This is a genomic window from Jatrophihabitans cynanchi (assembly GCF_027247405.1).
GTDB lineage: Bacteria > Actinomycetota > Actinomycetes > Mycobacteriales > Jatrophihabitantaceae > Jatrophihabitans_B > Jatrophihabitans_B cynanchi.
Map to the genome: position 1 here is coordinate 4,236,455 of NZ_CP097463.1, position 24,460 is coordinate 4,260,914.

22 protein-coding genes are annotated in these 24,460 nt (G+C 71.4%); 18 read left to right on the plus strand and 4 right to left on the minus strand.

Annotated features, from left to right (window positions below; all coding sequences use genetic code 11):
- The first annotated feature begins 76 nt into the window (after positions 1-76).
- The 12 genes from efp (at position 77) to M6B22_RS20655 (ending at position 12,600) form a co-directional block, all read left to right on the plus strand.
- Positions 77-640 carry an elongation factor P gene (efp, locus tag M6B22_RS20600; RefSeq protein WP_269443447.1) on the plus strand — a complete coding sequence of 188 codons (564 nt, stop codon included), beginning with the start codon at positions 77-79 and terminating at the stop codon, positions 638-640.
- Positions 640-1,056 (plus strand): transcription antitermination factor NusB, encoded by a 417-nt coding sequence (gene nusB, locus M6B22_RS20605; RefSeq protein ID WP_269443448.1) that lies wholly within the window; start codon positions 640-642, stop codon positions 1,054-1,056. Before efp ends, nusB begins: the two co-directional genes overlap by 1 nt.
- Positions 1,057-1,110: 54 nt before the next feature.
- Positions 1,111-1,725: a bifunctional pyr operon transcriptional regulator/uracil phosphoribosyltransferase PyrR gene (pyrR, locus tag M6B22_RS20610; protein ID WP_269443449.1), complete on the plus strand. Its 615-nt coding sequence runs from the start codon at positions 1,111-1,113 to the stop codon at positions 1,723-1,725.
- The gene (locus tag M6B22_RS20615; protein ID WP_269443450.1) at positions 1,722-2,672 is read left to right on the plus strand and encodes an aspartate carbamoyltransferase catalytic subunit; all 951 of its coding nucleotides are present in this window, start codon (positions 1,722-1,724) and stop codon (positions 2,670-2,672) included. The genes pyrR and M6B22_RS20615 overlap by 4 nt, the downstream gene beginning before the upstream one ends.
- Complete coding sequence (locus M6B22_RS20620; protein ID WP_269443451.1) at positions 2,669-3,970, plus strand: dihydroorotase; 1,302 nt, start codon at positions 2,669-2,671, stop codon at positions 3,968-3,970. Before M6B22_RS20615 ends, M6B22_RS20620 begins: the two co-directional genes overlap by 4 nt.
- A 7-nt stretch (positions 3,971-3,977) precedes the next feature.
- Positions 3,978-4,475, plus strand: coding sequence for a PH-like domain-containing protein (locus M6B22_RS20625; protein ID WP_269443452.1), 498 nt, complete (start codon positions 3,978-3,980; stop codon positions 4,473-4,475).
- The gene (gene carA / locus M6B22_RS20630; protein WP_269443453.1) at positions 4,472-5,575 is read left to right on the plus strand and encodes a glutamine-hydrolyzing carbamoyl-phosphate synthase small subunit; all 1,104 of its coding nucleotides are present in this window, start codon (positions 4,472-4,474) and stop codon (positions 5,573-5,575) included. Before M6B22_RS20625 ends, carA begins: the two co-directional genes overlap by 4 nt.
- Positions 5,575-8,898 carry a carbamoyl-phosphate synthase large subunit gene (carB, locus tag M6B22_RS20635; protein WP_269443454.1) on the plus strand — a complete coding sequence of 1,108 codons (3,324 nt, stop codon included), beginning with the start codon at positions 5,575-5,577 and terminating at the stop codon, positions 8,896-8,898. Before carA ends, carB begins: the two co-directional genes overlap by 1 nt.
- 105 nt (positions 8,899-9,003) lie before the next feature.
- Positions 9,004-9,864, plus strand: coding sequence for a dihydroorotate dehydrogenase electron transfer subunit (locus M6B22_RS20640; RefSeq protein WP_269443455.1), 861 nt, complete (start codon positions 9,004-9,006; stop codon positions 9,862-9,864).
- Positions 9,864-10,802, plus strand: coding sequence for a dihydroorotate dehydrogenase (locus tag M6B22_RS20645; RefSeq protein ID WP_269443456.1), 939 nt, complete (start codon positions 9,864-9,866; stop codon positions 10,800-10,802). Before M6B22_RS20640 ends, M6B22_RS20645 begins: the two co-directional genes overlap by 1 nt.
- Entirely contained in the window at positions 10,799-11,629 is an 831-nt protein-coding gene (gene pyrF / locus M6B22_RS20650; RefSeq protein WP_269443457.1) for an orotidine-5'-phosphate decarboxylase, read from the plus strand. The genes M6B22_RS20645 and pyrF overlap by 4 nt, the downstream gene beginning before the upstream one ends.
- Positions 11,630-11,754: 125 nt before the next feature.
- Entirely contained in the window at positions 11,755-12,600 is an 846-nt protein-coding gene (locus M6B22_RS20655; RefSeq protein WP_269443458.1) for a 2OG-Fe(II) oxygenase family protein, read from the plus strand.
- 9 nt (positions 12,601-12,609) lie between these two features.
- Here M6B22_RS20655 and M6B22_RS20660 read toward each other — a convergent pair whose 3' ends face one another.
- Genes M6B22_RS20660 through M6B22_RS20670 form a run of 3 tightly spaced genes read right to left on the minus strand, consistent with a single transcriptional unit; the run spans position 12,610 to position 16,550 of the window.
- Positions 12,610-13,551 (minus strand): aldo/keto reductase, encoded by a 942-nt coding sequence (locus M6B22_RS20660; RefSeq protein ID WP_269443459.1) that lies wholly within the window; start codon positions 13,549-13,551, stop codon positions 12,610-12,612.
- A 42-nt stretch (positions 13,552-13,593) separates the two neighbouring features.
- A complete protein-coding gene (gene pntB, locus M6B22_RS20665; RefSeq protein ID WP_269443460.1) occupies positions 13,594-15,021 on the minus strand; it encodes a Re/Si-specific NAD(P)(+) transhydrogenase subunit beta in 1,428 nt (475 codons plus the stop codon).
- Positions 15,018-16,550 carry a Re/Si-specific NAD(P)(+) transhydrogenase subunit alpha gene (locus M6B22_RS20670; RefSeq protein ID WP_269443461.1) on the minus strand — a complete coding sequence of 511 codons (1,533 nt, stop codon included), beginning with the start codon at positions 16,548-16,550 and terminating at the stop codon, positions 15,018-15,020. Before M6B22_RS20670 ends, pntB begins: the two co-directional genes overlap by 4 nt.
- A 117-nt stretch (positions 16,551-16,667) precedes the next feature.
- Here M6B22_RS20670 and gmk point away from each other — a divergent pair, with 117 nt between their 5' ends.
- From gmk to gdhA, 6 genes are all read left to right on the plus strand, one after another.
- The gene (gene gmk, locus M6B22_RS20675) at positions 16,668-17,237 is read left to right on the plus strand and encodes a guanylate kinase (protein WP_269443462.1); all 570 of its coding nucleotides are present in this window, start codon (positions 16,668-16,670) and stop codon (positions 17,235-17,237) included.
- Between the two features lie 45 nt (positions 17,238-17,282).
- A complete protein-coding gene (gene rpoZ, locus M6B22_RS20680; protein ID WP_269443463.1) occupies positions 17,283-17,546 on the plus strand; it encodes a DNA-directed RNA polymerase subunit omega in 264 nt (87 codons plus the stop codon).
- A gap of 36 nt (positions 17,547-17,582) precedes the next feature.
- A complete protein-coding gene (gene coaBC / locus M6B22_RS20685) occupies positions 17,583-18,785 on the plus strand; it encodes a bifunctional phosphopantothenoylcysteine decarboxylase/phosphopantothenate--cysteine ligase CoaBC (RefSeq protein ID WP_269443464.1) in 1,203 nt (400 codons plus the stop codon).
- Between the two features lie 35 nt (positions 18,786-18,820).
- The gene (gene metK, locus M6B22_RS20690) at positions 18,821-20,023 is read left to right on the plus strand and encodes a methionine adenosyltransferase (protein ID WP_269443465.1); all 1,203 of its coding nucleotides are present in this window, start codon (positions 18,821-18,823) and stop codon (positions 20,021-20,023) included.
- Positions 20,024-20,187: 164 nt separating this feature from the next.
- The gene (locus tag M6B22_RS20695; RefSeq protein WP_407935756.1) at positions 20,188-22,077 is read left to right on the plus strand and encodes a primosomal protein N'; all 1,890 of its coding nucleotides are present in this window, start codon (positions 20,188-20,190) and stop codon (positions 22,075-22,077) included.
- 119 nt (positions 22,078-22,196) lie between these two features.
- Positions 22,197-23,546, plus strand: a complete 1,350-nt coding sequence (gene gdhA, locus M6B22_RS20700) for an NADP-specific glutamate dehydrogenase (protein WP_269443467.1) — start codon at positions 22,197-22,199, stop codon at positions 23,544-23,546.
- On the opposite strand, the gene M6B22_RS20705 is transcribed toward gdhA, so the two are convergent.
- The gene (locus tag M6B22_RS20705; RefSeq protein ID WP_269443468.1) at positions 23,543-24,352 is read right to left on the minus strand and encodes an alpha/beta fold hydrolase; all 810 of its coding nucleotides are present in this window, start codon (positions 24,350-24,352) and stop codon (positions 23,543-23,545) included. The genes gdhA and M6B22_RS20705 overlap by 4 nt on opposite strands.
- Positions 24,353-24,460 lie beyond the last annotated feature (108 nt).

The following is a 24,460-nucleotide window of genomic DNA, read 5'->3' on the forward strand; positions in this document are numbered from 1 at the left end:
GGTCAGTAGACTGCACGGTTGGCCGCACCAGTTGGTGCCCGGCAGCGAGCATGACACCAAGGAGACGAGCGCAGTCGTGGCAACAACCAACGACCTGAAGAACGGCCTGGTCCTCAACCTGGACGGCCAACTCTGGACCGTCGTGGAGTTCCAGCACGTCAAGCCGGGCAAGGGCGGCGCGTTCGTCCGCACGACGTTGAAGAACGTGCTCTCCGGCAAGGTCGTGGACAAGACGTTCAATGCCGGGACGAAGGTCGAGACCGCCACGGTCGACAAGCGCGCGATGACCTACCTGTACAAGGAGGGCACCGACTTCGTCTTCATGGACGGCGAGACGTACGAGCAACTGCACGTGCCCGCCGAGACTGTCGGCGATGCCGCGAACTACCTGCTCGACAACGCCGAGGCTGTGGTCGCCGTGCACGAGGGCGTCGCGCTCTACATCGAACTGCCGACCAGTGTCGAGCTCGTGATCAGCCACACCGACCCCGGCCTGCAGGGGGACCGGTCCACCGGCGGCACCAAGCCCGCCACGCTGGAGACCGGCGCCGAGATCCAGGTGCCGCTGTTCGTCTCGACCGGCGAGAAGGTCAAGGTCGACACCCGCGACGGTCGCTACCTGGGCCGCGTCAACAGCTAGTGGCTGCACGCAGCAAGGCCCGCAAGCGGGCAGTGGACGTGCTGTACGAATCCGATGCACGCGGCGTGCCCGCCACGACGACCCTGGCCGAGCGCATCGCGCTCGCCGACCCCCCGGTGAACGAGTACACGGTCGCGCTGGTCGAGGGCATCGAGGCGAACCGGGTCCGGATCGACGAGATCCTCGCCGAGTACGCCGAAGGCTGGACGATCCCGCGGATGCCCGGTGTCGACCGCGCCGTGCTGCGGCTAGGTGTGTACGAGCTGCTCTGGCGCGAGGACGTCCCGGACGCGGTGACGATCGACGAGGCGGTCGAGCTGGCCAAGTCGCTGTCCACCGACGAGTCGCCCCGGTTCGTGAACGGCGTGCTCGCGCGCGTCCTGCGCGATCGACCACCGGTGGCGCTGTTAGAGTGAGCGCGACAGACATCCTTTAAAGGCCCGTCCAGTGAGGCGGACAAGGAGGTCAGCGTGACCAGTCATGCCCGCGTGCCCGAATCCGAGGCACCGCAAGCGGCAGCGCCGTTCCTGAGCGCGGCTGACGTCGCCCGGGTGATCGACCGGATCGCCCACCAGATCATCGAGAACACGGCCAAATCAGGCTTCGACGCCGTGCTGCTCGGGATCCCGACCCGCGGCGTCCCGCTTGCCGAGCGGCTGGCCGAGCGCATCGCGATCTTCACCGGCGTGCGGCTGCCGGTCGGCTCGCTGGACGTCACCATGTACCGCGACGACCTGCGGATGCGCGGCGTCCGACCGCTCGGGCAGACCGTCGAGCCCGAGGGCGGGATCAGCGCGCGCACCGTCGTCCTGGTCGACGACGTGCTCTACTCCGGACGGACGATCCGGGCCGCGCTGGACGCGTTGCGCGACCTCGGCCGGCCCCGGGCCGTGCAGCTGGCCGCGCTCGTGGACCGCGGTCACCGTGAGCTGCCGATCCGCGCCGACTACGTCGGCAAGAACGTCCCGACCGCCGCGCACCAGCAGGTGCGCGTGCAGCTCACCGAGGTCGACGGCGTGGATGCGGTGAGCGTGACCGACGCGGTGACCGTAGCGGGCACGGCGAGCGCGGGCGGTGCCCGGTGAAGCACCTGCTGTCGGCGGCCGACCTGAGCCGGGACGAGGCGAACGCGATCTTGGACACCGCGCGTGAGATGCACGCGATCCAGAACCGCGAGGTGAAGAAGCTGCCGCCGCTACGTGGACGGACCGTCGTCAACCTGTTCTTCGAGGACTCCACCCGGACCCGCTCGTCGTTCGAGATCGCCGGCAAGTGGCTGTCGGCCGACGTGATCAACGTCAGCGCGAAGGGCTCGAGCGTGAGCAAGGGCGAGAGCCTGCGCGACACGGTGCTCACCGTCGCCGCGATGGGAGTCGACGCGCTGGTGGTGCGGCACAACGCGTCCGGTGCCGTGCAGCGCATCGCCCAGTGGGTCGGCTGCCACGTGGTCAACGCCGGCGACGGTACCCACGAGCACCCCACCCAGGCGCTGCTGGACGCGTACTCGCTGCGGGCGCGGCTGGGCGAACTGGACGACCGGCACGTTGTCATCGTCGGGGACATCACGCACAGCCGGGTGGCGCGCTCGAACGTGCTGCTGCTGGCCACTCTCGGCGCCCGCGTCACGCTGGTGGCGCCGCCGACCCTGATGCCGTCCGGCGTCGGCAGCTGGCCGTGCGAGACCAGTTGGGACCTGGACGCCACGCTGTCCGGCAAGGCGTTCGGTGACGTCGACGCGGTGATGATGCTGCGGGTACAGCGTGAGCGGATGAGCGGTGGCTACTTCGCCACCGAGCGCGAGTACGCGATCGGCTACGGGCTGTCGCCGCAGCGCCTCGACCTGCTGGCCGAGCATGCGCCGATCCTGCACCCGGGGCCGATGAACCGCGGTCTGGAGATCTCCTCGGCCGCCGCGGACGGCGCGCGGTCGGTGGTGCTCGACCAGGTGCAGGCCGGGGTGGCGGTCCGGATGGCGGTGCTCTACCGGCTGCTGTCCGGCGCCGACGAGCCGGTCCTGGAGGAGGCGAAGTGAGCTACCTGCTCAAGAACGTGGCCCCGCTCGGTGGCGCGCCGACGGACGTGCTGATCGACAACGGCGTCCTCGCCGAACTCGGGACGGACCTGGCCCGCGGCGCTGCCGAGGTGCTCGACGCGGACGGGCTCGTGCTGCTGCCCGGCCTGGTCGACCTGCACACCCATCTGCGCGAACCCGGGCGCGAGGACGCCGAGACGATCGCGTCCGGGTCCGCTGCCGCCGCGCTCGGCGGCTTCACGGCCGTGCACGCGATGGCGAACACGAACCCGGTCGCCGACCGCGCCGAGATCGTCGAGCAGGTGGCGCGGCTGGGTGAGTACGCCGGGCTGGTCGAGGTCCGCCCGGTCGGTGCCGTGTCGGCCGGACTGCGCGGCGAGACGCTGGCCGAGATCGCGACGATGGCCCGATCGGCCGCCGCGGTGCGGGTGTTCAGCGACGACGGTGCGTGCGTGCACGACGCACGGCTGATGCGCCGCGCGCTCGAGTACGTCAAGCCGTTCGACGCGGTGATCGCGCAGCACGCGCAGGACCCGCGGCTGGCCGACGCGGCGGCCTGCTGTCACGAGGGCGAGGTGTCCGGCCGGCTCGGCCTGCCCGGCTGGCCGGCCGTCGCCGAGGAGTCGATCGTCGCGCGCGACGTGATGCTCGCCGAGCACACCGGCTCGCGGCTGCATGTGTGCCACGTCTCGACCGCAGGCACGGTCGAGGTGATCCGGTGGGCCAAGGCGCGCGGGATCGAGGTGACCGCCGAGGTCACGCCGCACCACCTGCTGCTCACCTGCGACCTGCTCGCCGGGTACGACCCGTTGTACAAGGTCAACCCGCCGCTGCGGCCGGCCGACGACGTCGCGGCGCTGCGGGCCGGGCTGGCCGACGGCACCATCGACGCGGTCGCGACCGACCACGCGCCGCATGCCGCGCACGACAAGGACCACGCGTTCGCCGACGCCGCGTTCGGGATGCTCGGCCTGCAGACCGCGCTCGGCGTGGTCGCCGAGACGATGGTCGCGACCGGACTGCTGGACTGGGCCGGCGTCGCCGACCGGATGAGCCTGCGCCCGGCCCGGATCGGCCGGGTGGCCGGGCACGGCCGCCCGCTGCAGCGCGGCGAGCCGGCGAACGTCACGCTCGTGGACCCGGCCGCGAGCCAACTGGTCGACCCCGACGCGCTGGTGTCCCGCTCGCGGAACACCCCGTTCGCCGGCCGCACGCTGCCGGCCGCCGTCCGGGCCACCTTCCTGCGCGGCCGCCCCACCGTCCTGGACGGCAAGCTCGTCAACGGCATCCCGGCGTGAGGGCCGCATGACGCGGCTGTGGCTGGTGCTCATCTGCCTCGGGCTGGTCGTGCTCGCCCTGGCCGGCATGTGGCTCGGCTGGCGCAACCGGGAGCGGCGCCAGGCGGACCTGCCCGAACTGCCCGCGCCGCCGGCGGACCTCGGCGCGCGGCGCCTGGACGCGCTGGACGGCGAGTACGTCGGCACCGCGTACGCCACGAGCTGGCAGGACCGGGTGGTGCACGGCGGGCTCGGCATGCGCTCGGGCGCGAGCATTGCGCTGCACGAGGCCGGTGTCCTGCTCGAGCGCGACGGCGCCGCACCGCTGTTCCTTCCCGCCGCCGCGATCACCGGCGCGCGCCTGGCCCCCGGCCTGGCGAACAAGGTCGTCGGCATCGGCGGACTGCTGGTGATCTCGTGGCGCCTCGGCGACGCCCAGCTGGACACCGGGTTCCGCGCCGACGACAAGAGCAGCTATCCGCAGTGGGTTCGGACGATCGAGACGACGAAGGGGGCCCGGACATGACAGCGATCCTCGTGCTGGAGGACGGCCGCACGTTCACCGGCGAGGCATACGGCGCCGCGGGCGAGACGTTCGGCGAGGCCGTCTTCAACACCGGGATGACCGGCTACCAGGAGACGCTCACGGACCCGTCCTACCACCGGCAGGTCGTGGTGCAGACCGCGCCGCACATCGGCAACACCGGCGTGAACGACGAGGACGCGGAGTCCGGCCGCATCTGGGTCGCGGGGTACGTGGTGCGCGATCCGGCGCGGCGGGTGTCCAGCTGGCGCGCGCGCCGTTCGCTCGACGACGAGCTGCAGGCGCAGGGGATCGTCGGCATCAGCGGCATCGACACCAGGGCGCTCACCCGGCACCTGCGCGAGCGTGGCGCGATGCGGTGCGGCATCTCCAGCATCGACACCGACCCGAAGGCCTTGCTGGACAAGGTCATCAGCTCGCCGCAGATGCTCGGCGCCGACCTGTCCGCCGAGGTGAGCACGCCCGAGCCGTACCTGGTCGCCGCGATCGGCGAACGCCGGTTCACGGTCGCCGCGATCGACTACGGCATCAAGTCGATGACCCCGCACCGGCTGGCCGAGCGGGGCATCACCTCGCACGTGCTGCCGGCCACGAGCACGGCCGAGCAGATCCTGGCGACCGGTGCCGACGCGGTGTTCCTCGCCAACGGCCCGGGTGACCCCGCGACCGCCGACGCCGCGGTCGCGACGGTGCGCGACCTGCTGCGCCGGCGGGTGCCGATCTTCGGCATCTGCTTCGGCAACCAGCTCCTCGGCCGTGCCTACGGCTTCGACACCTACAAGCTCGGGTACGGGCACCGCGGAATCAACCAGCCGGTGCAGGACCGCGCCACCGGCAAGGTCGAGATCACCGCCCACAACCACGGCTTCGCGGTGGCCGCCGACACCGACGCCCCCAGCCAGACCGAGTTCGGGACGGTCGAGGTGAGCCACATCAGCCTGAACGACGGGGTGGTCGAGGGGCTGCGCGCCCGGGACGTGCCGGCCTTCAGCGTGCAGTACCACCCGGAGGCCGCCGCCGGACCACACGACGCCGCCTACCTGTTCGACCGTTTCGCCGAATTGCTGGAGGGCCGGGCCTGATGCCCAAGCGCACTGACATCGAGCACATCCTGGTGATCGGCTCCGGCCCGATCGTGATCGGGCAGGCCTGCGAGTTCGACTACTCCGGCACCCAGGCCTGCCGGGTACTTCGCGCCGAGGGGTTCCGTGTCAGCCTGATCAACTCCAACCCGGCGACGATCATGACCGACCCGGAGTTCGCCGACGCCACCTACATCGAGCCGCTCACGCCCGAGTTCGTCGAGAAGGTGCTCGCCGCCGAGCGCGAGCACGGCCGTCCGGTGCAGGCGATCCTGCCGACCCTCGGCGGCCAGACGGCGCTCAACCTGGCGGTCGCCCTGCACGAGTCCGGCGTCCTGGAACGCTACGAGGTCGAGCTGATCGGCGCCGACATCGAGGCGATCTCGCGCGGCGAGGACCGTCAGCGGTTCAAGGAGATCGTGCGCGCCGTCGGGGGGGACGTCCCGGCGTCCTTGGTCTGCCACAGCGTCGAGGAGGCCGCCGAGTTCGCCGCCACCGTCGGCAACAAGGTGGTTATCCGGCCGAGCTACACGATGGGCGGTCTCGGCTCGGGCCTGGCCGGCAAGGGCGACGCGGACGAGGTGCGCACGATGGTGGCGCGCGGCCTGGCCGCGAGCCCGGTGCACGAGGTGCTCGTCGAGGAGTCGGTGTTCGGCTGGAAGGAGTTCGAGCTCGAGCTGATGCGCGACCGCAACGACAACGTCGTGGTCGTCTGCTCGATCGAGAACCTCGACCCGATGGGCGTGCACACCGGCGACTCGATCACCGTCGCGCCGGCGATGACGCTCACCGACCGCGAGTACCAGCAGATGCGCGACCTCGGCATCGCGGTGCTGCGCGAGGTCGGCGTGGACACCGGCGGCTGCAACATCCAGTTCTCGGTCGACCCGGTGACCGGGCGCATGATCGTGATCGAGATGAACCCGCGCGTCTCGCGCTCGTCCGCCCTGGCCAGCAAGGCGACGGGCTTCCCGATCGCGAAGATCGCCGCCAAGCTCGCGGTCGGCTACACCTTGGACGAGATCCCCAACGACATCACGCTGAAGACCCCCGCCGCCTTCGAGCCGGCACTCGACTACGTCGTGGTCAAGGTGCCGCGGTTCGCGTTCGAGAAGTTCCCCGGCGCTGACCCGGTACTGACCACGCACATGAAGAGCGTCGGCGAGGCCATGTCGATCGGGCGCAACTTCACCGAGGCCCTCGGCAAGGCGCTGCGCTCGATGGAGACCAAGGCGGCCGGCTTCTGGACGCGGCCGGACCTGCCCGGCGACGTCGACGACGTGCTGGCCGTCGCCGCGGTGCCGACCGACGGGCGGCTGTACGCGGTGGAGCAGGCGCTGCGGATGGGCGCCGCGGTGGAGCGGGTGGCCGCGGCGACCGGCATCGACCCGTGGTTCGTCGACCAGATCGCCCAGGTCGCCGAACTGCGCAGCGAACTGGCCGACGCGGCCGCGCTGACACCCGGGCTGTTGCGCAAGGCCAAGCGGCACGGCCTGTCCGACGTGCAGATCGCCGCGCTGCGTCCGGAGCTGTCCGGCGAGGACGGCGTGCGCCTGTTGCGGCTGCGCGCCGGGATCCGTCCGGTGTACAAGACGGTCGACACCTGCGCGGCGGAGTTCGCCGCCACCACGCCGTACTTCTACTCGACCTACGACGAGGAGACCGAGGTCGATCACACCGGTCGGCCGAAGGTGATCATCCTGGGTAGCGGCCCGAACCGGATCGGCCAGGGCATCGAGTTCGACTACTCGTGCGTGCACGCGGTGATGGCGTTGCGGGCCGCGGGCTTCGAGACGATCATGCTCAACTGCAACCCGGAGACGGTGTCGACCGACTACGACACCGCCGACCGGCTCTACTTCGAGCCGCTCACCTTCGAGGACGTCCTGGAGGTGGTGGCGGCCGAGCAGTCCAGCGGCGAGGTGCTCGGCGTGATCTGCACGCTCGGCGGCCAGACCCCGCTCGGCCTCGCGCAGCGGCTCAAGGACGCGGGCGTGCCGGTGCTGGGCACCCAGCCCGAGGCGATCGACCTGGCCGAGCACCGCGGTGCGTTCGGCCGGGTGCTCGAGGCGGCCGGCCTGCCGTCACCCAAGCACGGCACCGCCACCAGCTTCGAACAGGCTAAGTCCGTCGCCGACGCCATCGGCTATCCCGTGCTGGTGCGCCCGTCCTACGTGCTCGGCGGGCGCGGCATGGAGATCGTGTACGACGAGCAGCACCTGTCCGACTACATCAACCGGGCGACCGAGATCACGCAGGACCACCCGGTGCTCGTGGACCGGTTCCTGGACGACGCCGTCGAGATCGACGTCGATGCGCTCTACGACGGCACCGACCTGTACCTGGGCGGCGTGATGGAGCACATCGAGGAGGCCGGCATCCACTCCGGCGACTCGGCGTGCGCCCTGCCGCCGATCACGCTGGGCGCCGCGGACATCGCCGCGGTGCGCCGCTCCACCCTCGCGCTCGCGCAGGGCATCGGGGTGCGCGGCCTGATCAACGTGCAGTACGCGATCGCCGGTGACGTGCTGTACGTCCTGGAGGCGAACCCGCGGGCCAGCCGCACCGTGCCGTTCGTGTCCAAGGCGACCTCGGTGCCGCTGGCCAAGGCCGCCGCCCGCATCGCGCTCGGCGCGAGCATCGCCGACCTGCGCGCCGAGGGGCTGCTGCCGGTGTCCGCCGACGGCGGCAACCTCCCCGACGGCGCGCCGATCGCGGTGAAGGAGGCGGTCCTGCCGTTCCACCGGTTCCGCACCGCGGGGGGAGATCAGGTCGACTCCATCCTCGGGCCGGAGATGAAGTCCACCGGCGAGGTGATGGGCTTCGACGCCACGTTCGGCACCGCGTTCGCGAAGTCGCAGGCGGCGGCGTACGGCTCGCTTCCGGTCAAGGGGACGGTGTTCGTGAGCATCGCCAACCGCGACAAGCGGGCCGCGATCTTCCCGGTCAAGCGGCTGTCCGACCTGGGCTTCCGCGTGCTGGCCACCGTGGGCACCGCGCAGGTGCTGCGCCGCAACGGCGTGAACGCCGAGATCGTCGGCAAGTTCAGCGACGGGCCGGGCAACGTGGTGGAGAAGATCCTTGCCGGCGAGGTGGATCTGGTGATCAACACCCCGCGCGGCGCGCCGGGCAACTCCGGGCCGCGGGTCGACGGGTACGAGATCCGAACAGCCGCCGTCGCCATCGGCATCCCGTGCGTCACCACCGTCCAGGGCGCGGCGGCCGCGGTGCAGGGGATCGAGGAGCAGGCCCGCGGCGAGATCGGCGTCCGCTCCCTGCAGGACCTGCACGCCCAGCTGAGAGATTGGCGGATGGAAGGGTGACCACCACGCGATGAGCGCTTGCGCGAAGAGCCGGATTGCCTGCGACGAAGTCGCGATCGGCGGCATCGTGCCACCCGAGCTTGCGAGTGGTGGCCGGTGCGGTCGATGAGCAATCCAGTTAAGGAAACAGCCGAGATCTTCTCGGTGCAGAAGGTCGGCGCGTACTACCAGTTCACCGTGGTCGCGCCGGGTATCGCGGCCGGCTTCGCGCCCGGCCACTTCGTCGCCGTCGCGGTCGGCGGCGAGAACACCTCGATGATCCTGCGCCGGGCCTTCGCGCTGCTCGGCGCCACCCCGAGCGGCCAGTTCGCCGGGACGATCCAGTTCGTCGTGGCCGAGCACGGCGCCGGCACCCGGTGGATAACGCAGCGCCGGGCCGGCGACACGCTGGACATCGTCGGCCCGTTGGGCACTCCGTTCCCGCTGCCGTCCGCGCCGTCACCGGCAGTGCTCGTCGGGGGCGGGTACGGCACCGCGCCGCTGCTGCCGCTGGCTGCCGGCCTGATCGAGGCGGGCTCGGCGGTCGAGTTCCTGCTCGGCGCCGCCACCTCGTCCCGGCTGTACGGCGAGCTGGCCGCCAAGCGGCTGGCCGGCAGCGTGACGGTCACCACCGACGACGGGTCGGCTGGAGAGAAGGGACTGGTCACCGAGGCCCTGCCCGCGGCCATCGAACGCATCGGCGCCGAGGTCGTGTACGCGTGCGGCCCGATGGGCATGCTGCGCGCGGTCGGCGACATCTCGCGGGCGCACGCCATCCGCGCGCAGGTGGCCGTCGAGGAGTCGATGGCGTGCGGGATCGGTGTGTGCATGACCTGCGTGCTGCCCGTGCGTGGTGACGACGGCCGCTCCCGCTTCGTCCGCTCCTGCGTCGACGGTCCGGTCTTCGACGCCGACCGGGTGCGCTGGGCGGACGTCGGCACGTTGCCACCGGACCTTCTCGGCGCCGACGCGATGGGACTGCACTGATGGCCGACCTGACCACCACCCTCGGCCCGCTGACGCTGCCGAACCCGGTGCTCACCGCCTCCGGCTGCGCAGCGGCCGGGCGTGAGCTGCACCAGTTCTTCGACGTTGCCCGGCTCGGCGCCGTCGTCACGAAGTCGATCATGACCCGGCCGCGATCCGGCCGCGCCACCCCGCGAATGGCCGAGACGCCGAGCGGCATGCTGAACTCCATTGGCCTGCAGGGCCCGGGCATCGACTCGTTCCTCGAGCACGACCTCGCCTGGCTGGCCGAGCACGGCGCCCGCACCGTCGTCTCGATCGCCGGCGGCCACACCGACGAGTACGTCGAGCTGGCGCGACGGCTGCGCGGCCACCCCGCGGTCTCGATGATCGAGGTCAACATCTCGTGCCCCAACGTCGAGAGTCGCGGCCAGGTGTTCGCCTGCGACGCGATCGCCTCGTCGCGGGTGATCGGCGCGGTCCGCCGCGCCGCCGACCCCGGCCAGCCGGTCTTCGCCAAGCTCTCGCCGGACGTCACCGACATCACGCTGATCGCGCGCGCCTGCGCGGACGCCGGTGCGGACGGGCTCTCGCTGATCAACACCCTGCTCGGCATGGCGATCGACACCGACACCATGCGCCCGGTTCTCGGCGGGGTGACCGGAGGCCTGTCCGGCCCGGCGATCCGGCCGGTCGCGGTGCGCTGCGTGTGGCAGGTGCGCCAGGCGCTGCCGCACCTGCCCATCCTGGGCATGGGCGGCATCCGGTCCGGGCTGGACGCGCTGCAGTTCATCCTGGCCGGCGCCTCCGCGGTATCCGTCGGCACCGCGGTCTTCGGTGACCCGCTCGCGCCGGTGCGGGTGCTCGCCGAGCTGGACGCCGAACTGGACGCGCGCGGCTTCGGCTCGCTCGCCGACGCCGTCGGGTTCGCCCACCGCGACGTGGCGGCGCTGGTATGACGAGCTTCGGCGCGCGCCTGGACGCGGCCCTGGACGCCCGCGGCTCGACCTGCGTCGGCATCGACCCGCACCCGGCGCTGCTCGCGGCCTGGGGTCTGCCCGACGGTATCGGCGGGCTGGCCCGATTCGCCGAGACGTGCGCCGCCGCGTTCGGGCCCACCGCGGCCGTCGTCAAGCCGCAGTCGGCGTTCTTCGAGGCGTACGGCGCCGCCGGCATCGCGGTGCTCGAGGACACCGTGCGCGCCTGCCGGGCGGCCGGGGCACTGGTCCTGCTCGACGCCAAGCGCGGCGACATCGGCACCACGATGGCCGCGTATGCCCGGGCCTACCTCGCCCCGGACGCCCCGCTCGCGGTCGACGCGATCACGCTCAGCCCCTACCTCGGCGTCGGTTCGCTGGAGCCGGCCTTCGAGCTGTGCGCGCAGTACGGGACCGGGGCCTTCGTGCTGGCGCTCACGTCCAACCCGGAGGGGCCGCAGGTGCAGCACGCCCGAGCCGACGGGGATCAAGTGGTGGCTCAGCTGGTCATCGAGGCACTGGCCGAACGCAACGCCGGGGCCGTCCCGCTCGGATCACTGGGCGCGGTCGTCGGGGCCACCATCGGCGCCGCACCGGTGCGGCTGGACGCGCTGAACGGCCCGTTCCTGGTCCCCGGGATCGGGGCCCAGGGCGGGACCGCCGACGACGTCCGGCGGATCTTCGGGGCGGCGCTGCGCAACGTCGTGCCCAGCGTGTCGCGCGCAGTGCTCCGGCACGGGCCGGACGTCGACACGCTGCGTACCGCGGTCGAGGCACAGAATGCGACCTTCGCATTCCTACGCGGCTGAGCCGGCAAACCTGAGATCACGGCACGGCCTGCGTCGCAAGCTCCGGTGCGGTGAGTATCGTTCACGCGGGCTGTGGCCCAAGCATCCATCTCACATCCTGGACTCCCCACAGGGAAGGATCCGCAGTGACACACACCATCGATGAGGTCAGCAGCGCGGTTTCCGCGGCGGCCCGTGACATCCTCGACAACGGCTACGCCGTCGTGAAGCTCAGCGACCTGGACGCCGGCCGGCTCCAGACCGCGATCGGCACCGCGGTCGAGTTCTTCGGTCGTCCTGACGAGGAAAAGATCAAGCACGGCAGCGACGACCACAACTACGGCTACCGCCCGTTCGGGATCGAGTACTCGATCACGCCCGAGCGGCCGGACATGAACGAATGCTTCACGCTGTGGTCGAGCCGGCTGGACCTGATCCCGAACGCCGACGACATCGGCCCGCTCACCGACTCGTTCCTGCGCTGGCGCGACTCGCTGGCCCCGCTGGTCGGCGCCATCTTGACCGAGGTCGCGCGCCGGTTCGGCGCGACGGCGCCCGCGTTCGAGAAGGCGTCCTACCTGCAGATCAACTACTGCCTGCCGACCCCGCTCGAGCGCGATCTGCTGCAGGACAAGCACGAGGACGGCCACATGGTCACCGTGCTGCACTCGAACGCGCCCGGCCTGGAGATCTACGCCGGCGGCGCGGCCGACCCGAGCGTCACGCCGATCCTGCCCGGCCCGGACGAGATCGTGATCATGCCAGGCTCGGTGCTGACCGCGCTGTCCGGCGGCGCGATCGAGCCGCTGTACCACCAGGTGCGCAACCACGGCCTGGACAACCGCCAGTCGATCATGTACTTCGTCAACCCCGAGGTCGAGCTGCCCCTGTTCGCGTGGGTCGACTCCGCCGACGGCTCGCGTGCCGACATCCGCGCGCACGTGCAGAACGCGCCGACCATGTTCGGCCTGCCGCCCGTCGAAGCGCTCTAGGAGACCGGCTCAGGCGGTGAGCTCGTCGAGTTCGGCGAGGTCCTGCAGGGTCGGCTGCCAGTTGCCGGCTGCCACGTTCGCGACGACCTGTGCAGCGGACGTGGCACCGGCGATGACGCTCGTGACGGCAGGTTGGGCAGCCAGCCCGCCGATCGCGACGTCCAGCAGGCCGACCGAGCGCGAGGCCGCGAACGCCTCGAGCCCCTCCACGACGTCGAACGTGGCGTCGGTGAGCAGCGACTCGCGTCCCCAGGCCTGGATCCGGCTGCCGTTCGGGGGCGCCTGCCCGCGCCGGTACTTGCCGGTCAGCAGGCCGGATGCCAGCGGGAAGAACGGCAACAGCCCGATGCCGTACTGCTCCAGCGCCGGCACCAGGTCGTCCTCGACGTCGCGCTGCAGCCAGTTGTACTCGTTCTGCGCGCTGATGAACCGCTCGAAGCCGCGGGTGCGCGCGACCCACTCGGCGTCGGCGACCTGCCAGCCGGCGAAGTTGGACGAGCCGACGTAGCGCACCTTGCCCTCGCGCACCAGGTCGTCCAGGGCCGAGAGCGTCTCCTCGATCGGCGTGGCCGGGTCCGGGCGGTGCAGCTGGTACAGGTCGATCCAGTCGGTGCGCAGCCGGCGCAAGGACGCCTCCACGGCACGCCGCACGTACCGCCGTGAGCCGCGCGCGCCCCAGTCCTCGCCGTTGCTGTTGCCGCGCGGGCGCACGTCGCTGCCGAACTTGGTCGCCAGCACGACGTCGTCGCGCCGGCCTTCGAGCAGCCGGCCGAGCCGCTCCTCGGACGCGCCGTAGGAGTCGGAGGTGTCGAACAGCGTGATGCCCTCGTCCAGGGCGGCATGCACGACCTCGCGGCTCTGCTCGTCGTCGAGCTTCATACCGAGGTTGTTCGTCCCCAGCCCGACGACCGAGACGACGAGGCCGGACGTGCCGAGGCGGCGCAACTCCATACCGCGCACCCTACTGACAACACTGACGAGCCCAAGGCGGGGTCAGAGCGCGCGGATGATGTCCTCCACGCGGTCCTTGGCGTCGCCGAAGAGCATCTGGGTGTTGTCCCGGAAGAACAACGGGTTCTGCACGCCGGCGTAGCCGACCGCCATCGAGCGCTTGAACACGATCACGGCGCGGGCCTCCCACACCCGCAGCACCGGCATACCGGCGATCGGGCTGCTCGGGTCCTCGGCCGCCGCCGGGTTCACCGTGTCGTTCGCGCCGATGACCAGCACCACGGAGGTGTCGGCCAGGTCGTCGTTGATCTCGTCCATCTCCAGGACGATGTCGTACGGCACCTTCGCCTCGGCGAGCAGCACGTTCATGTGGCCGGGCAGCCGGCCGGCAACAGGGTGGATACCGAACCGCACCTGCACCCCGCGCTCACGCAGCTTGCGGGTCAGTTCGGCGACCGGGTACTGCGCCTGCGCCACGGCCATCCCGTACCCGGGCGTGATCACCACCGACGTCGCTTCCTTGAGCAGTTCGGCGGCGTCCTCGGCGGTGATCTCGCGGTGCTCGCCGTAGTCGGTGTCATCGCCGCCGGACGCCTCGATGCCGAAACCGCCCGCGATCACCGAGATGAACGAGCGGTTCATCGCGGTGCACATGATGTAGGACAGGTACGCACCGGACGAGCCGACGAGCGCACCGGTCACGATCAGCAGGTTGTTGTTCAGCAGGAAGCCGGACGCCGCCGCCGCCCACCCCGAGTAGCTGTTCAGCATCGACACCACGACCGGCATGTCGCCACCGCCGATCGAGGCGACCAGGTGCCAGCCGAGCGCGAGCGCCACCGCGGTCACCGCGACCAGCAGCGCCAGGTTGGGGTGGATCACGAAGAACACGGTCAGCGCCACGAACGCGGCCAGCGCGCCCAGGTTGATCAGGTTCTTGCCGGGCAGCATCAGCGGCTTGGAGTCGATCTTCGCCGCCAACTTGAGGTACGCGACGATCGAGCCGGTGAAGGTGACCGCGCCGATGAACACGCCGATGAACACCTCGGCGTGGTGGATGCGCAGCAGGCCGCCGGCGAACTCGGCCGGGTGGCCGCCCTTCGCCTCGACCTCGTAGTAGCCGTCCCAGCCCACCAGGACGGCCGCGGCACCGACGAAGCTGTGCAGCATCGCGATCAATTCCGGCATGCCGGTCATCTCGACCCGGACGGCCTTCACCACGCCCAGCACGGCCCCGATCGCCATTGCGACGAACAGCAGCGCGATGCCCGAGGCCGCAAGGCCGTCCGGCCACTCGGCCGGGCCGTTGATCGCGTAGCCGATGGTCGCGGCCAGGGCGATCACCATGCCGGCGATGCCGAACGTCACGCCGCCCTTGGCGCTCTCGTGCTTGGACAGGCCGGCGAGGCTGAGGATGAACAGCAGCGCGGCGACGAGGTAGGCCGCCTGGACGGCGGTGGCGGCGGTCATCGGGTGAACATGCCGAGCATGCGGCGGGTGACCGTGAAGCCGCCGAAGACGTTGATGCTCGCCACCAGGATCGCCACGAACGACAGCACCGTGATCGTGGTGTCCGCGTGCCCGACCTGGAGCAACGCGCCGACGACGATGATGCCCGAGATCGCGTTCGTCACGGACATCAGCGGCGTGTGCAGCGCATGGTGCACGTGCCCGATCACGTAATAGCCGATCACGATCGACAGTGCGAACACGAAGAAGTGCTCCAGCAGCAGTGGCGGCGAGAACGCGGTGAGCAGGAACAGCAGTACCGCGGCGACGCCGACGATCGTGTACCTGACCCGCGCCGGCATCGGTACCTTCGGCTCCTTGACCGGGCGGGCGGCGGCGCCCACCGGGGCCGCCGGCGCGGCTGACACCTGCACCGGTGGCGGTGGCCAGGTCTTCTCGCCGTTGCGCACCACGGCGATGCCGCGCTGCACGACGTCGTCGAAGTCCAGGACCAGTTGGCCGTCCTTGCCCGGCGTCAGCAGCTTCATCAGGTTCACCAGGTTGGTGCCGTACAGCTGCGACGCCTGGGCGGGCAGCCGGCCGGCCAGGTCGGTGTACCCGATGATCGTCACCTGGTTGTCGGTGACGACGACCTCGCCGGCGACCGTGCCCTCGACGTTGCCGCCGTTCGCCGCGGCCATGTCCACGATCACGCTGCCCGGCCGCATGCTCGCCACCATCTCGGCCGTGATCAGCCTGGGCGCCGGCCGGCCCGGGATCAGCGCGGTGGTGACGATGATGTCGACCTCCTTCGCCTGCTCGGCGTACAGCCGCGCGGCGCGGGCGTTGTAGTCCTCGGACATCTCCTTGGCGTAGCCGGTCGCGCTGACCTCCGCCTCGGCGCTCTCGACCGACAGGTACTCGCCGCCGAGAGAACGCACCTGGTCGGCCACCTCGGGGCGGGGGTCGGTGGCAAGGACGATCGCGCCCAGGCTGCCGGCCGCGCCGATCGCGGCCAGCCCGGCCACCCCGGCCCCGGCGACCAGCACCTTCGCCGGCGGCACCTTGCCGGCTGCGGTGACCTGACCGGTGAAGAACCGGCCGAACGCGTGCGCGGCCTCGATGACCGCGCGATAGCCGGCGATGTTCGCCATCGAACTCAGCACGTCCAGCGACTGGGCGCGGGAGATGCGCGGCACCGCGTCCATCGCGAGCGCGGTGATGGGCCGCCGCGCGAGCGCCTCGACCAGGTCCGGGTTCAGTGCCGGGGCGAGCAGCCCGACCACCGTGGCGCCCTCAGCGAGCCGGCCGATGTTCTCGGCCGACGGTGCGTTGACGCCGAACACGATGTCGGCCTGCCAGGCCTCGCTGTCGGTCCCGATCCGGGCCCCGGCCTCGGCGTACGCGTCGTCGGAGAAGTCCGACGCCAGACCGGCACCGGACTCGACGACGACCTCGTAACCCAGGCTGATCAGTTGCTTGACGGTGGCCGGCGTGGCAGCGACACGAGTCTCGCGCGGGGCGGTCTCGCGGGTGACTCCGATGAGCAAGGCACACTCCATTTCCGGCATCCGCTCCGGTCCGCACGAATCTAGACCAGCGCTGTGAACCGCCGCGCGGCGGTGTGCCCTGCCTCACGTCGTGCGCGCCCGATAGGTTCTGCAGTCGTGCCGCCCGACCGTCCCGCCCGACTGACCGTGCTGTCCGGTCCGTCCGGTGTCGGCAAGGGCACCGTCGTGGCCCGGCTGCGTGAGCTGTACCCGCACGTGTGGGTGTCGGTGTCCTGCACGACCCGGCCACCACGACCCGGCGAACGTGACGGAGTGGAGTACCACTTCGTCTCGGTCGAGCAGTTCGCCCAGCTCGTCCGCGACGGCGAACTGCTCGAACACGCCGAGTTCGCCGGCAACTTCTACGGCACGCCGCGCGCGCCGCTCGCCGAACGGCTGGCAGCGGGGCAGCCCACGCTGCTCGAGATCGAACTGCAAGGAGCGCGGCAGGTGCGCCAGAGCCTGCCGGACGCGTTCCTGGTGTTCCTGGCGCCACCGTCGATGGCTGAACTGGAGCGCCGGCTGGCCGGACGCGGCACCGAGCCGGCGGACGTCATCGCGGCCCGGCTGGACCGCGCGCGGATCGAGATGGCCGCAGAGGGGGAGTTCGACGCCGTCGTGGTGAACGACGATATCGGGCGTGCGACCGCGGAATTGGTAGGATTGATCGAGGCCGTCTGCCCGTGACCACCGGCGGCCGGCCCACCCGTTCGCCGAACAGAGAGCGCCACTGTGTCCGCACCGATCACCACGCCCGAGGGCATCACCAACCCGCCGATCGACGAACTGCTCGATCGCACCCAGAGCAAGTACGCGCTCGTCATCATCGCCGCCAAGCGCGCGCGGCAGATCAACGCCTACTACAGCCAGCTCGGTGAGGGCCTGCTCGAGTACGTCGGGCCGCTCGTCGAGACCGCGCCGCAGGAGAAGCCGCTGTCGATCGCGCTGCGCGAGATCAACTCCGACCTGATCGAGTTCAAGCCGTCTGAAGCCTGAGAACTCGCGGCGCAGCCGCGGGAGAGGTGATCACCCGTGAGCCGGATCGTTCTTGGGGTCTCCGGCGGCATCGCGGCGTACAAGGCGGCTGACCTGCTGCGCAAGCTGGTCGAGGCCGGGCACGACGTCACCGTCGCGCCGACCGAGGCGGCGTTGCGGTTCGTGGGTACGCCGACGTGGGCCGCGCTGTCGCACCGTCCGGTCAGCTCGGACGTCTGGACGGACGCCGCCGACGTGCCGCACGTGCGACTGGGTCGCGACGCCGAACTCGTCGTGGTGGCTCCGGCGACCGCGGACCTGTTGGCCAAGGCGGCGCACGGGCTGGCCGACGACCTGCTCACGAACACGCTGCTGACAGCGCGGTGTCCGGTGCTGTTCGCACCCGCGATGCACACCGAGATGTGGGAGCACCCGGCCACCGTCGAGAACGTCAGGACGCTGCGCCGTCGCGGGGCGATCGTGCTCGAGCCGGCAACCGGCCGCCTCACCGGTGCAGACACCGGCAAGGGCCGGTTGCCCGAGCCGGCGGAGATCGCGCAGCTGTGCGAGCTGGTACTGAGCCGGCCCGGCGCGCTGTCGCAGGACCTCGCCGGCCGCCGGATCGTCGTCACGGCGGGCGGCACGCGTGAGCCCCTCGACCCGGTCCGCTTCCTCGGCAACGCCTCGTCCGGCAGGCAGGGCTACGCCGTCGCGACGGTGGCCGCGGCGCGCGGCGCCCGGGTCACGCTGATCGCCGCGAACGTGGAACTACCCGTTCCGTCCGGCGCCGACGTGATCCGGGTGGGCGACGCGCTCAGCCTCCGCGAGGCGGTGCTCAAGGCGGCCGCTGACGCAGACGTCGTCGTGATGGCCGCGGCAGTCGCCGACTTCCGGCCCGTTACCGCGGCCGAGCACAAGATCAAGAAGGCGGCGGGGGCGCCGCAGCCGGTCGCGCTCGAGGCGAACCCGGACATCCTGGCCGAACTCGTAGCCGGCCGTAGCGGCCAACTGCTGGTCGGCTTCGCCGCCGAGACGGGTGACGCCTCCGGCAGCGTGCTCGAGCACGGCCGGGCGAAGCTGGCCGCCAAGGGCTGTGACCTGCTCGTCGTCAACGCGGTCGGCGAGGGGCGCGCGTTCGGTCAGGCCGAGAACGCCGCGGTGATCCTCGATGCCGCGGGCGGCGAGGTCGACGTCCCGTTCGGCCCGAAGGCGGTGCTCGCGGCGGCGATCTGCGATGCAATAGCTGCCCGGCTAGACTGACGCCGATAATCCGCCACATCAACACGGAGCACCCGTTGAGCCGTCGCCTGTTCACGTCCGAGTCGGTCACCGAAGGACACCCTGACAAGATCGCCGACCAGATCAGCGATTCGATCCTGGACGCGCTGCTGGCACAGGACCCGTCGAGCCGGGTCGCTGTCGAGACGCTGATCACAACCGGCCAGGTGCACGTCGCAGGAGAGGTGACGACCGACGCCTACGCGGACATCCCGACCATCGTCCGCGAGCGGATCCTCGAGATCGGCTACGACAGCTCACGCAAGGGCTTCGACGGTGCCTCGTGCGGCGTGAACGTCGCGATCGGCGCGCAGTCGCCCGACATCGCCCAGGGTGTCGACACCGCGTACGAGGCGCGCGTGGGCCGCAGCGTCGAGGACCCGCTGGACCGGCAGGGTGCGGGCGATCAGGGCCTGATGTTCGGCTTCGCGTGCGACGAGACGCCCGAGCTGATGCCGCTGCCGATCGCGTTGGCGCACCGGCTCGCCGAGCGGCTGTCCGCGGTGCGCAAGGACGGCACCGTCCCGTACCTGCGCCCCGACGGCAAGACGCAGGTCACCATCGAGTACGTCGACGACAAGCCGGTCCGGCTGGACACCGTCGTCGTGTCCAGCCAGCACGCCGCCGACATCGACCTGGACACGCTGCTCAAGCCGGACGTCGAGGAGCACGTCATCCGCCCGGTGCTCGCGCAGTACGCCGCCGGGCTGGACGTCGATGACTACCGGGTGCTGGTCAACCCGACCGGGCGCTTCGAGATCGGCGGCCCGATGGGCGATGCCGGGCTCACCGGCCGCAAGATCATCGTCGACACCTACGGCGGCTACGCCAGGCACGGCGGCGGCGCCTTCTCCGGCAAGGATCCGTCCAAGGTCGACCGGTCGGCCGCCTACGCGATGCGCTGGGTCGCCAAGAACGTCGTGGCCGCGAAGCTGGCCACCAAGTGCGAGGTCCAGATCGCGTACGCGATCGGCAAGGCCGAGCCGGTGGGGCTGTTCCTGGAGACGTTCGGCACCGAGACCGTCGATGTGGAGCGAATCAGTGAGGCGGTGCTGCAGACGTTCGACCTGCGCCCGGCCGCACTCATCCGCGACCTGGACCTCAAGCGGCCGATCTACGCGCAGACCGCGGCGTACGGCCACTTCGGCCGCGAGCTGCCCGACTTCACCTGGGAGCGCACCGACCGCGCCGAGCAACTCGCCAAGCTCGCCAATTCCTGACCCGCGCGAAGCGCCGGCCCGGGCTCCTCGGGCCGGGGCACCTCCCGATTGCGGGGAAGCTCTTCGCGGCGGGAACTATCGGCGCCAGCTGGTAGGAACGCTGCGTGACGGCTAAGCGGACGGGGCGATCGCCGGCTGTCGTCGACCCGGTCGCGCGGTTGATGGTGGACGTGCCGCTGGCGCACCTGGACCGGCCGTTCGACTACGTGGTCCCGACCGAGCTGGCCGAGCAGGTCCGGGCCGGTTCGCGGGTGCGCGTCCGGTTCGCCGGCCGGCTGGTGGACGCGTTCGTGCTCGAGCGGACAGCGGCGAGCGAGCACGAGGGGCGGCTGGCCTTCGTGGAGCGGGCCGTCGGCGAGCCGGTGCTCACCCCGCAGACGGCCGCGCTGTTCCGCGCGGTCGCGGACCGGTGGGCCGGCAACTTCGTCGACGTCGTGCGGCTCGGGGTGCCGTCCCGCCACGCCGCCGCCGAGGCACGTGGGTCCGAGCCGGCCGGAGCCGTCGAACCGGGTGAGCGGGCCGGCTTCGCGCGGTACCGCGCCGGCGGGTCGTTCCTCGCCGCGGTCGCTGACGGACGGCCGGCGCGGGCCGTGTGGTCCGCGCTGGCGGGGGAGGACTGGCCGCATCGGCTGGCCGAGGCCGCCCGGGTCGCCCTCTCCGCCGGGCGTGGCGCCCTGATCGTGGTCCCGGACGCCCGTGACCTTGCCCGGCTCGACCTCGCCTTCACGGATGTCCTCGGCGATGGCCGGCACGTGGCGCTCTCGGCCGAGCTGGGGCCGTCCGAGCGGTACCGGCGCTGGCTGGCCGCGCGTCGCGGCGCCGTGCGCGCGGTGATCGGCACGCGCGCAGCGGCGTATGCGCCGGTCGCCGACCTCGGGCTGATCGCCATCTGGGACGACGGCGACGACCTGTATGACGAGCCGCGGGCACCGTACGCCCACACCCGCGACGTCCTCGTGCTGCGCTCTGCCCAGGCCCGTTGCGCCCTGCTGCTAGGCGCGTTCGCGCGCACCGCCGAGGCACAACTGCTGCTGGAGTCCGGGTGGGCGCACGAGATCGTGGCCGACCGGGCCGCCGTGCGCGCCGCGGCGCCGCGCGTGCAGGCGACCGGCGACGACGTCGAGCTGGCCCGGGACCCTGCCGCCGCGGCGGCCCGGTTGCCTTCGCTGGCCTGGCGTGCCGCCCATGACGCGCTCGCCGCCGGCCATCCGGTGCTCGTCCAGGTTCCCCGCGGCGGTTACGTGCCCGCGCTGGCGTGTGTGCGTGACCGCACGCCTGCCCGCTGCGGCACCTGCTCGGGACCGCTCGCGGCGCCGTCTCGCGACGCCCGGGCGCAGTGCCGGTGGTGTGGCCGTCCCGCGCCGGACTGGGCCTGCCCCACCTGCGGCGGCCGCCGGATGCGGGCCATGGTCGTCGGGTCCGGCCGGACCGCCGAGGAGCTGGGCCGCGCCTTCACCGGTGTCCCGGTGCGCACCAGCGGTGGCGACCGGGTGCTCGCCGAGGTGCCGGCGCAGCCGGCTTTGGTCGTCGCGACGCCGGGCGCCGAGCCGTTCGCCGCGGGCGGGTACGGTGCCGCGCTGCTGCTGGACGGCTGGGCGCTGCTCTCGCGTGCCGACCTGCGGGCGGCTGAGGAGACGCTGCGCCGCTGGCTGAACGCGGCGACGCTCGTGCGCAGCGGTGGTCAGGTGGTCGTCGGTGCGGACGCCGCGGTGTCCACCGTCCAGGCGCTCGTGCGCTGGGACCCGGCGGGCGCGGCGTCCCGCGAGCTGGCCGACCGGATCGAGCTGGGGTTCGCACCGGCCACCCGGATGGCTGCGGTCACCGGTCCGGCCGGGGCGGTGCACGAACTGCTGGACGCCGCCGCGCTGCCCACCGGGGCGCAGGTGATCGGGCCGACCCCGGCCCGCGGGGAGGACGAGCGGATGCTGATCCGGGTGCCGCGCCCCGACGGGGCCGCGCTCGCGGTCGCGCTGAAGGCTGCGGCGGCCACCCGGTCGGCGCGCAAGGCCGCTGACCCGGTCAAGATCGTGCTGGACCCGTACCAGCTGTTCTGACAGCCGCACCTGGGAGCATCCAGTGAAGCTGCCGTCGGTAAGCTGTGCGAGCGTCAGCGTTGCCGCACCCAGCCGTCCCGGTTCTCCAGCCGGGCCCGATCGTGCGGAGGACCAGCGTCGTGGCGTCACCTGAGGTTTCCAAGCTCGAGTCGATCTACGCCGACGTGCTGCGGCGCAACCCTGGCGAGGACGAGTTCCATCAGGCCGTTCGCGAGGTGTTCGACAGCATCGTCCCGGTGGTCGCCCGGCGTCCGGAGTTCGTGGAGGCGTGTGTCGTCACGCGGGTGTGCGAGCCGGAACGGCAGATCATCTTCCGTGTCCCGTGGGCGGACGATCGCGGGCGGGTGCACATCAACCGGGGCTTTCGGGTCGAGTTCAACTCCGCGCTCGGGCCGTTCAAGGGTGGCTTGCGCTTCCACCCGTCCGTGTATCTCGGGACGATCAAGTTCCTCGGCTTCGAGCAGATCTTCAAGAACGCGTTGACCGGCATGCCGATCGGCGGCGGCAAGGGCGGCTCGGACTTCGACCCGAAGGGCCGCTCGGACGCCGAGGTGATGCGGTTCTGCCAGTCGTTCATGACCGAGTTGTATCGGCACATCGGCGAGTACACCGACGTGCCGGCCGGCGACATCGGGGTGGGTGGCCGCGAGATCGGTTACCTGTTCGGCCAGTACAAGCGGATCACGAACCGCTACGAGTCCGGTGTGCTGACCGGCAAGGGGCTGACCTGGGGCGGCTCGCAGGTGCGTCCGGAGGCGACCGGGTACGGAGCCACGTTCTTCGCGCAGCGCATGTTGCAGACGCGGGGCGATTCGCTCGAGGGCAAGCGGGTGGTGGTTTCCGGGTCGGGGAACGTGGCCACCTATGCCGTGGAGAAGGTGCACCAGCTCGGCGGCACGGTGGTCGCCTGCTCGGATTCGGCGGGCTACGTCGTGGACGAGGCCGGCATCGACCTCGAACTGCTCAAGCAGATCAAGCAGGTGCAGCGGGGGCGGATGAGCGAGTACGCCGACAAGCGGGGCCGTGCCCGCTTCGTGGCCGGCGGCAGCGTCTGGGACGTGCCGTGCGATGTGGCGATGCCGTCGGCGACGCAGAACGAACTGCACGCGCACGATGCCGCGACGTTGATCGGCAATGGGTGCCTGGCGGTCGTCGAGGGCGCCAACATGCCGACGACGCCCGAGGCGACCAAGGCGTTCCTGGAGTCGGGGGTGTTGTTCGCACCGGGCAAGGCAGCCAATGCCGGCGGGGTGGCGACCAGCGCGCTGGAGATGCAGCAGAACGCCTCGCGCGACTCCTGGACGTTCGAGCACACCGAGCAGCGCCTGGCCGAGATCATGAATGCGATTCACGACCGGTGCGCCGAGACGGCCGAGGAGTACGGCGCTCCCGGCAACTACGTGGTCGGCGCCAACATCGCCGGCTTCGTGAAGGTCGCCGACGCGATGCTCGCACTCGGCCTGATCTAGCGCGAGATCCGGTGGCTCAGTGCTCGGGTGAGCGGCTCGGGATGGGTGAGCGGCATCATGTGGCCGGCGCCCTCGATCACGGTGTGTTCCGCGTCGGGCAGATGACGGCGAAGGACCGCGCAGATGGCGTGGTCGACAGCGGATGTGTGCGAGCCCTCGATGAGGTGGACCGGTGCGGTCACGTCAGCTAGCGATTCGGCTGTAAGCAGGTCGTCGAAGAGCACGTCCCACAGGTCTGCTCGGGACTGTTGCTCCTGGACGAACGCCTCGCGGCGTGCGGACGGCCAGCTGGCGAACGAGCCGGGTCCGTTGTAGAAGTCGACGAACTCCGCGTAGGCCTCGTGCCATCTGCCGGCTCGGATGTGTGCGCGGCATCGGTCGCGCAGTCCGCGGACCTGGGAGTACGCGCCGGGGTTCTCGGTGCGCAGCAACGCGTATGCCTCGGGCTCGACGAGGGTGAGCGAGGCGATCAGTCCGGGAGTCACTGCAGCGGCGCGCAAGGCGGTTGCACCGCCCCAGGAGAATCCGATCAGGTGGACGGGCCCGGCGACCTGGTCGGCGACCGCGTAGACCTGATCGGTGTAGTCGTCGAGGTCCCGGCGCCCGGCGGTGCCCGGACCGGTGCCGTCGCGATAGGCGTCGATGGCGATCAGCCGGTCGCCGTCGGGCCAGAGCGAGAAGACCTGCTTCCACTCGCCGGCGCTCCCGACGCCGCTGTGCAGGAACACCACGGGCGTCCCGGTTCCTTGCTCGATGATCTTGACGCTGCGTCCCAGCGGCGTGCGAAGCGTCGTGGACTTGGCCATTCGGCCCAACCTCCTGCTGGTAGCGCGGCGCCTCGCCGCGATGTGAACAGGCACGGAGGTGGGACGCGCCGGGTTCAGCCGAACATGCGGCTGGAGCGGCGCCGATGG

Bases quoted from the DNA above. Each gene is read 5' to 3' on its own strand.
- M6B22_RS20660 (WP_269443459.1), bottom strand. From the start codon at position 13,551: ATGGAGTTGCGCCGCCTCGGCACGTCCGGCCTCGTCGTCTCGGTCGTC.
- M6B22_RS20625 (WP_269443452.1), top strand. From the start codon at position 3,978: ATGACGCGGCTGTGGCTGGTGCTCATCTGCCTCGGGCTGGTCGTGCTC.
- carB (WP_269443454.1), top strand. From the start codon at position 5,575: ATGCCCAAGCGCACTGACATCGAGCACATCCTGGTGATCGGCTCCGGC.
- M6B22_RS20645 (WP_269443456.1), top strand. From the start codon at position 9,864: ATGGCCGACCTGACCACCACCCTCGGCCCGCTGACGCTGCCGAACCCG.
- carA (WP_269443453.1), top strand. From the start codon at position 4,472: ATGACAGCGATCCTCGTGCTGGAGGACGGCCGCACGTTCACCGGCGAG.
- pntB (WP_269443460.1), bottom strand. From the start codon at position 15,021: ATGACCGCCGCCACCGCCGTCCAGGCGGCCTACCTCGTCGCCGCGCTG.
- M6B22_RS20705 (WP_269443468.1), bottom strand. From the start codon at position 24,352: ATGGCCAAGTCCACGACGCTTCGCACGCCGCTGGGACGCAGCGTCAAG.
- pyrF (WP_269443457.1), top strand. From the start codon at position 10,799: ATGACGAGCTTCGGCGCGCGCCTGGACGCGGCCCTGGACGCCCGCGGC.
- M6B22_RS20640 (WP_269443455.1), top strand. From the start codon at position 9,004: ATGAGCAATCCAGTTAAGGAAACAGCCGAGATCTTCTCGGTGCAGAAG.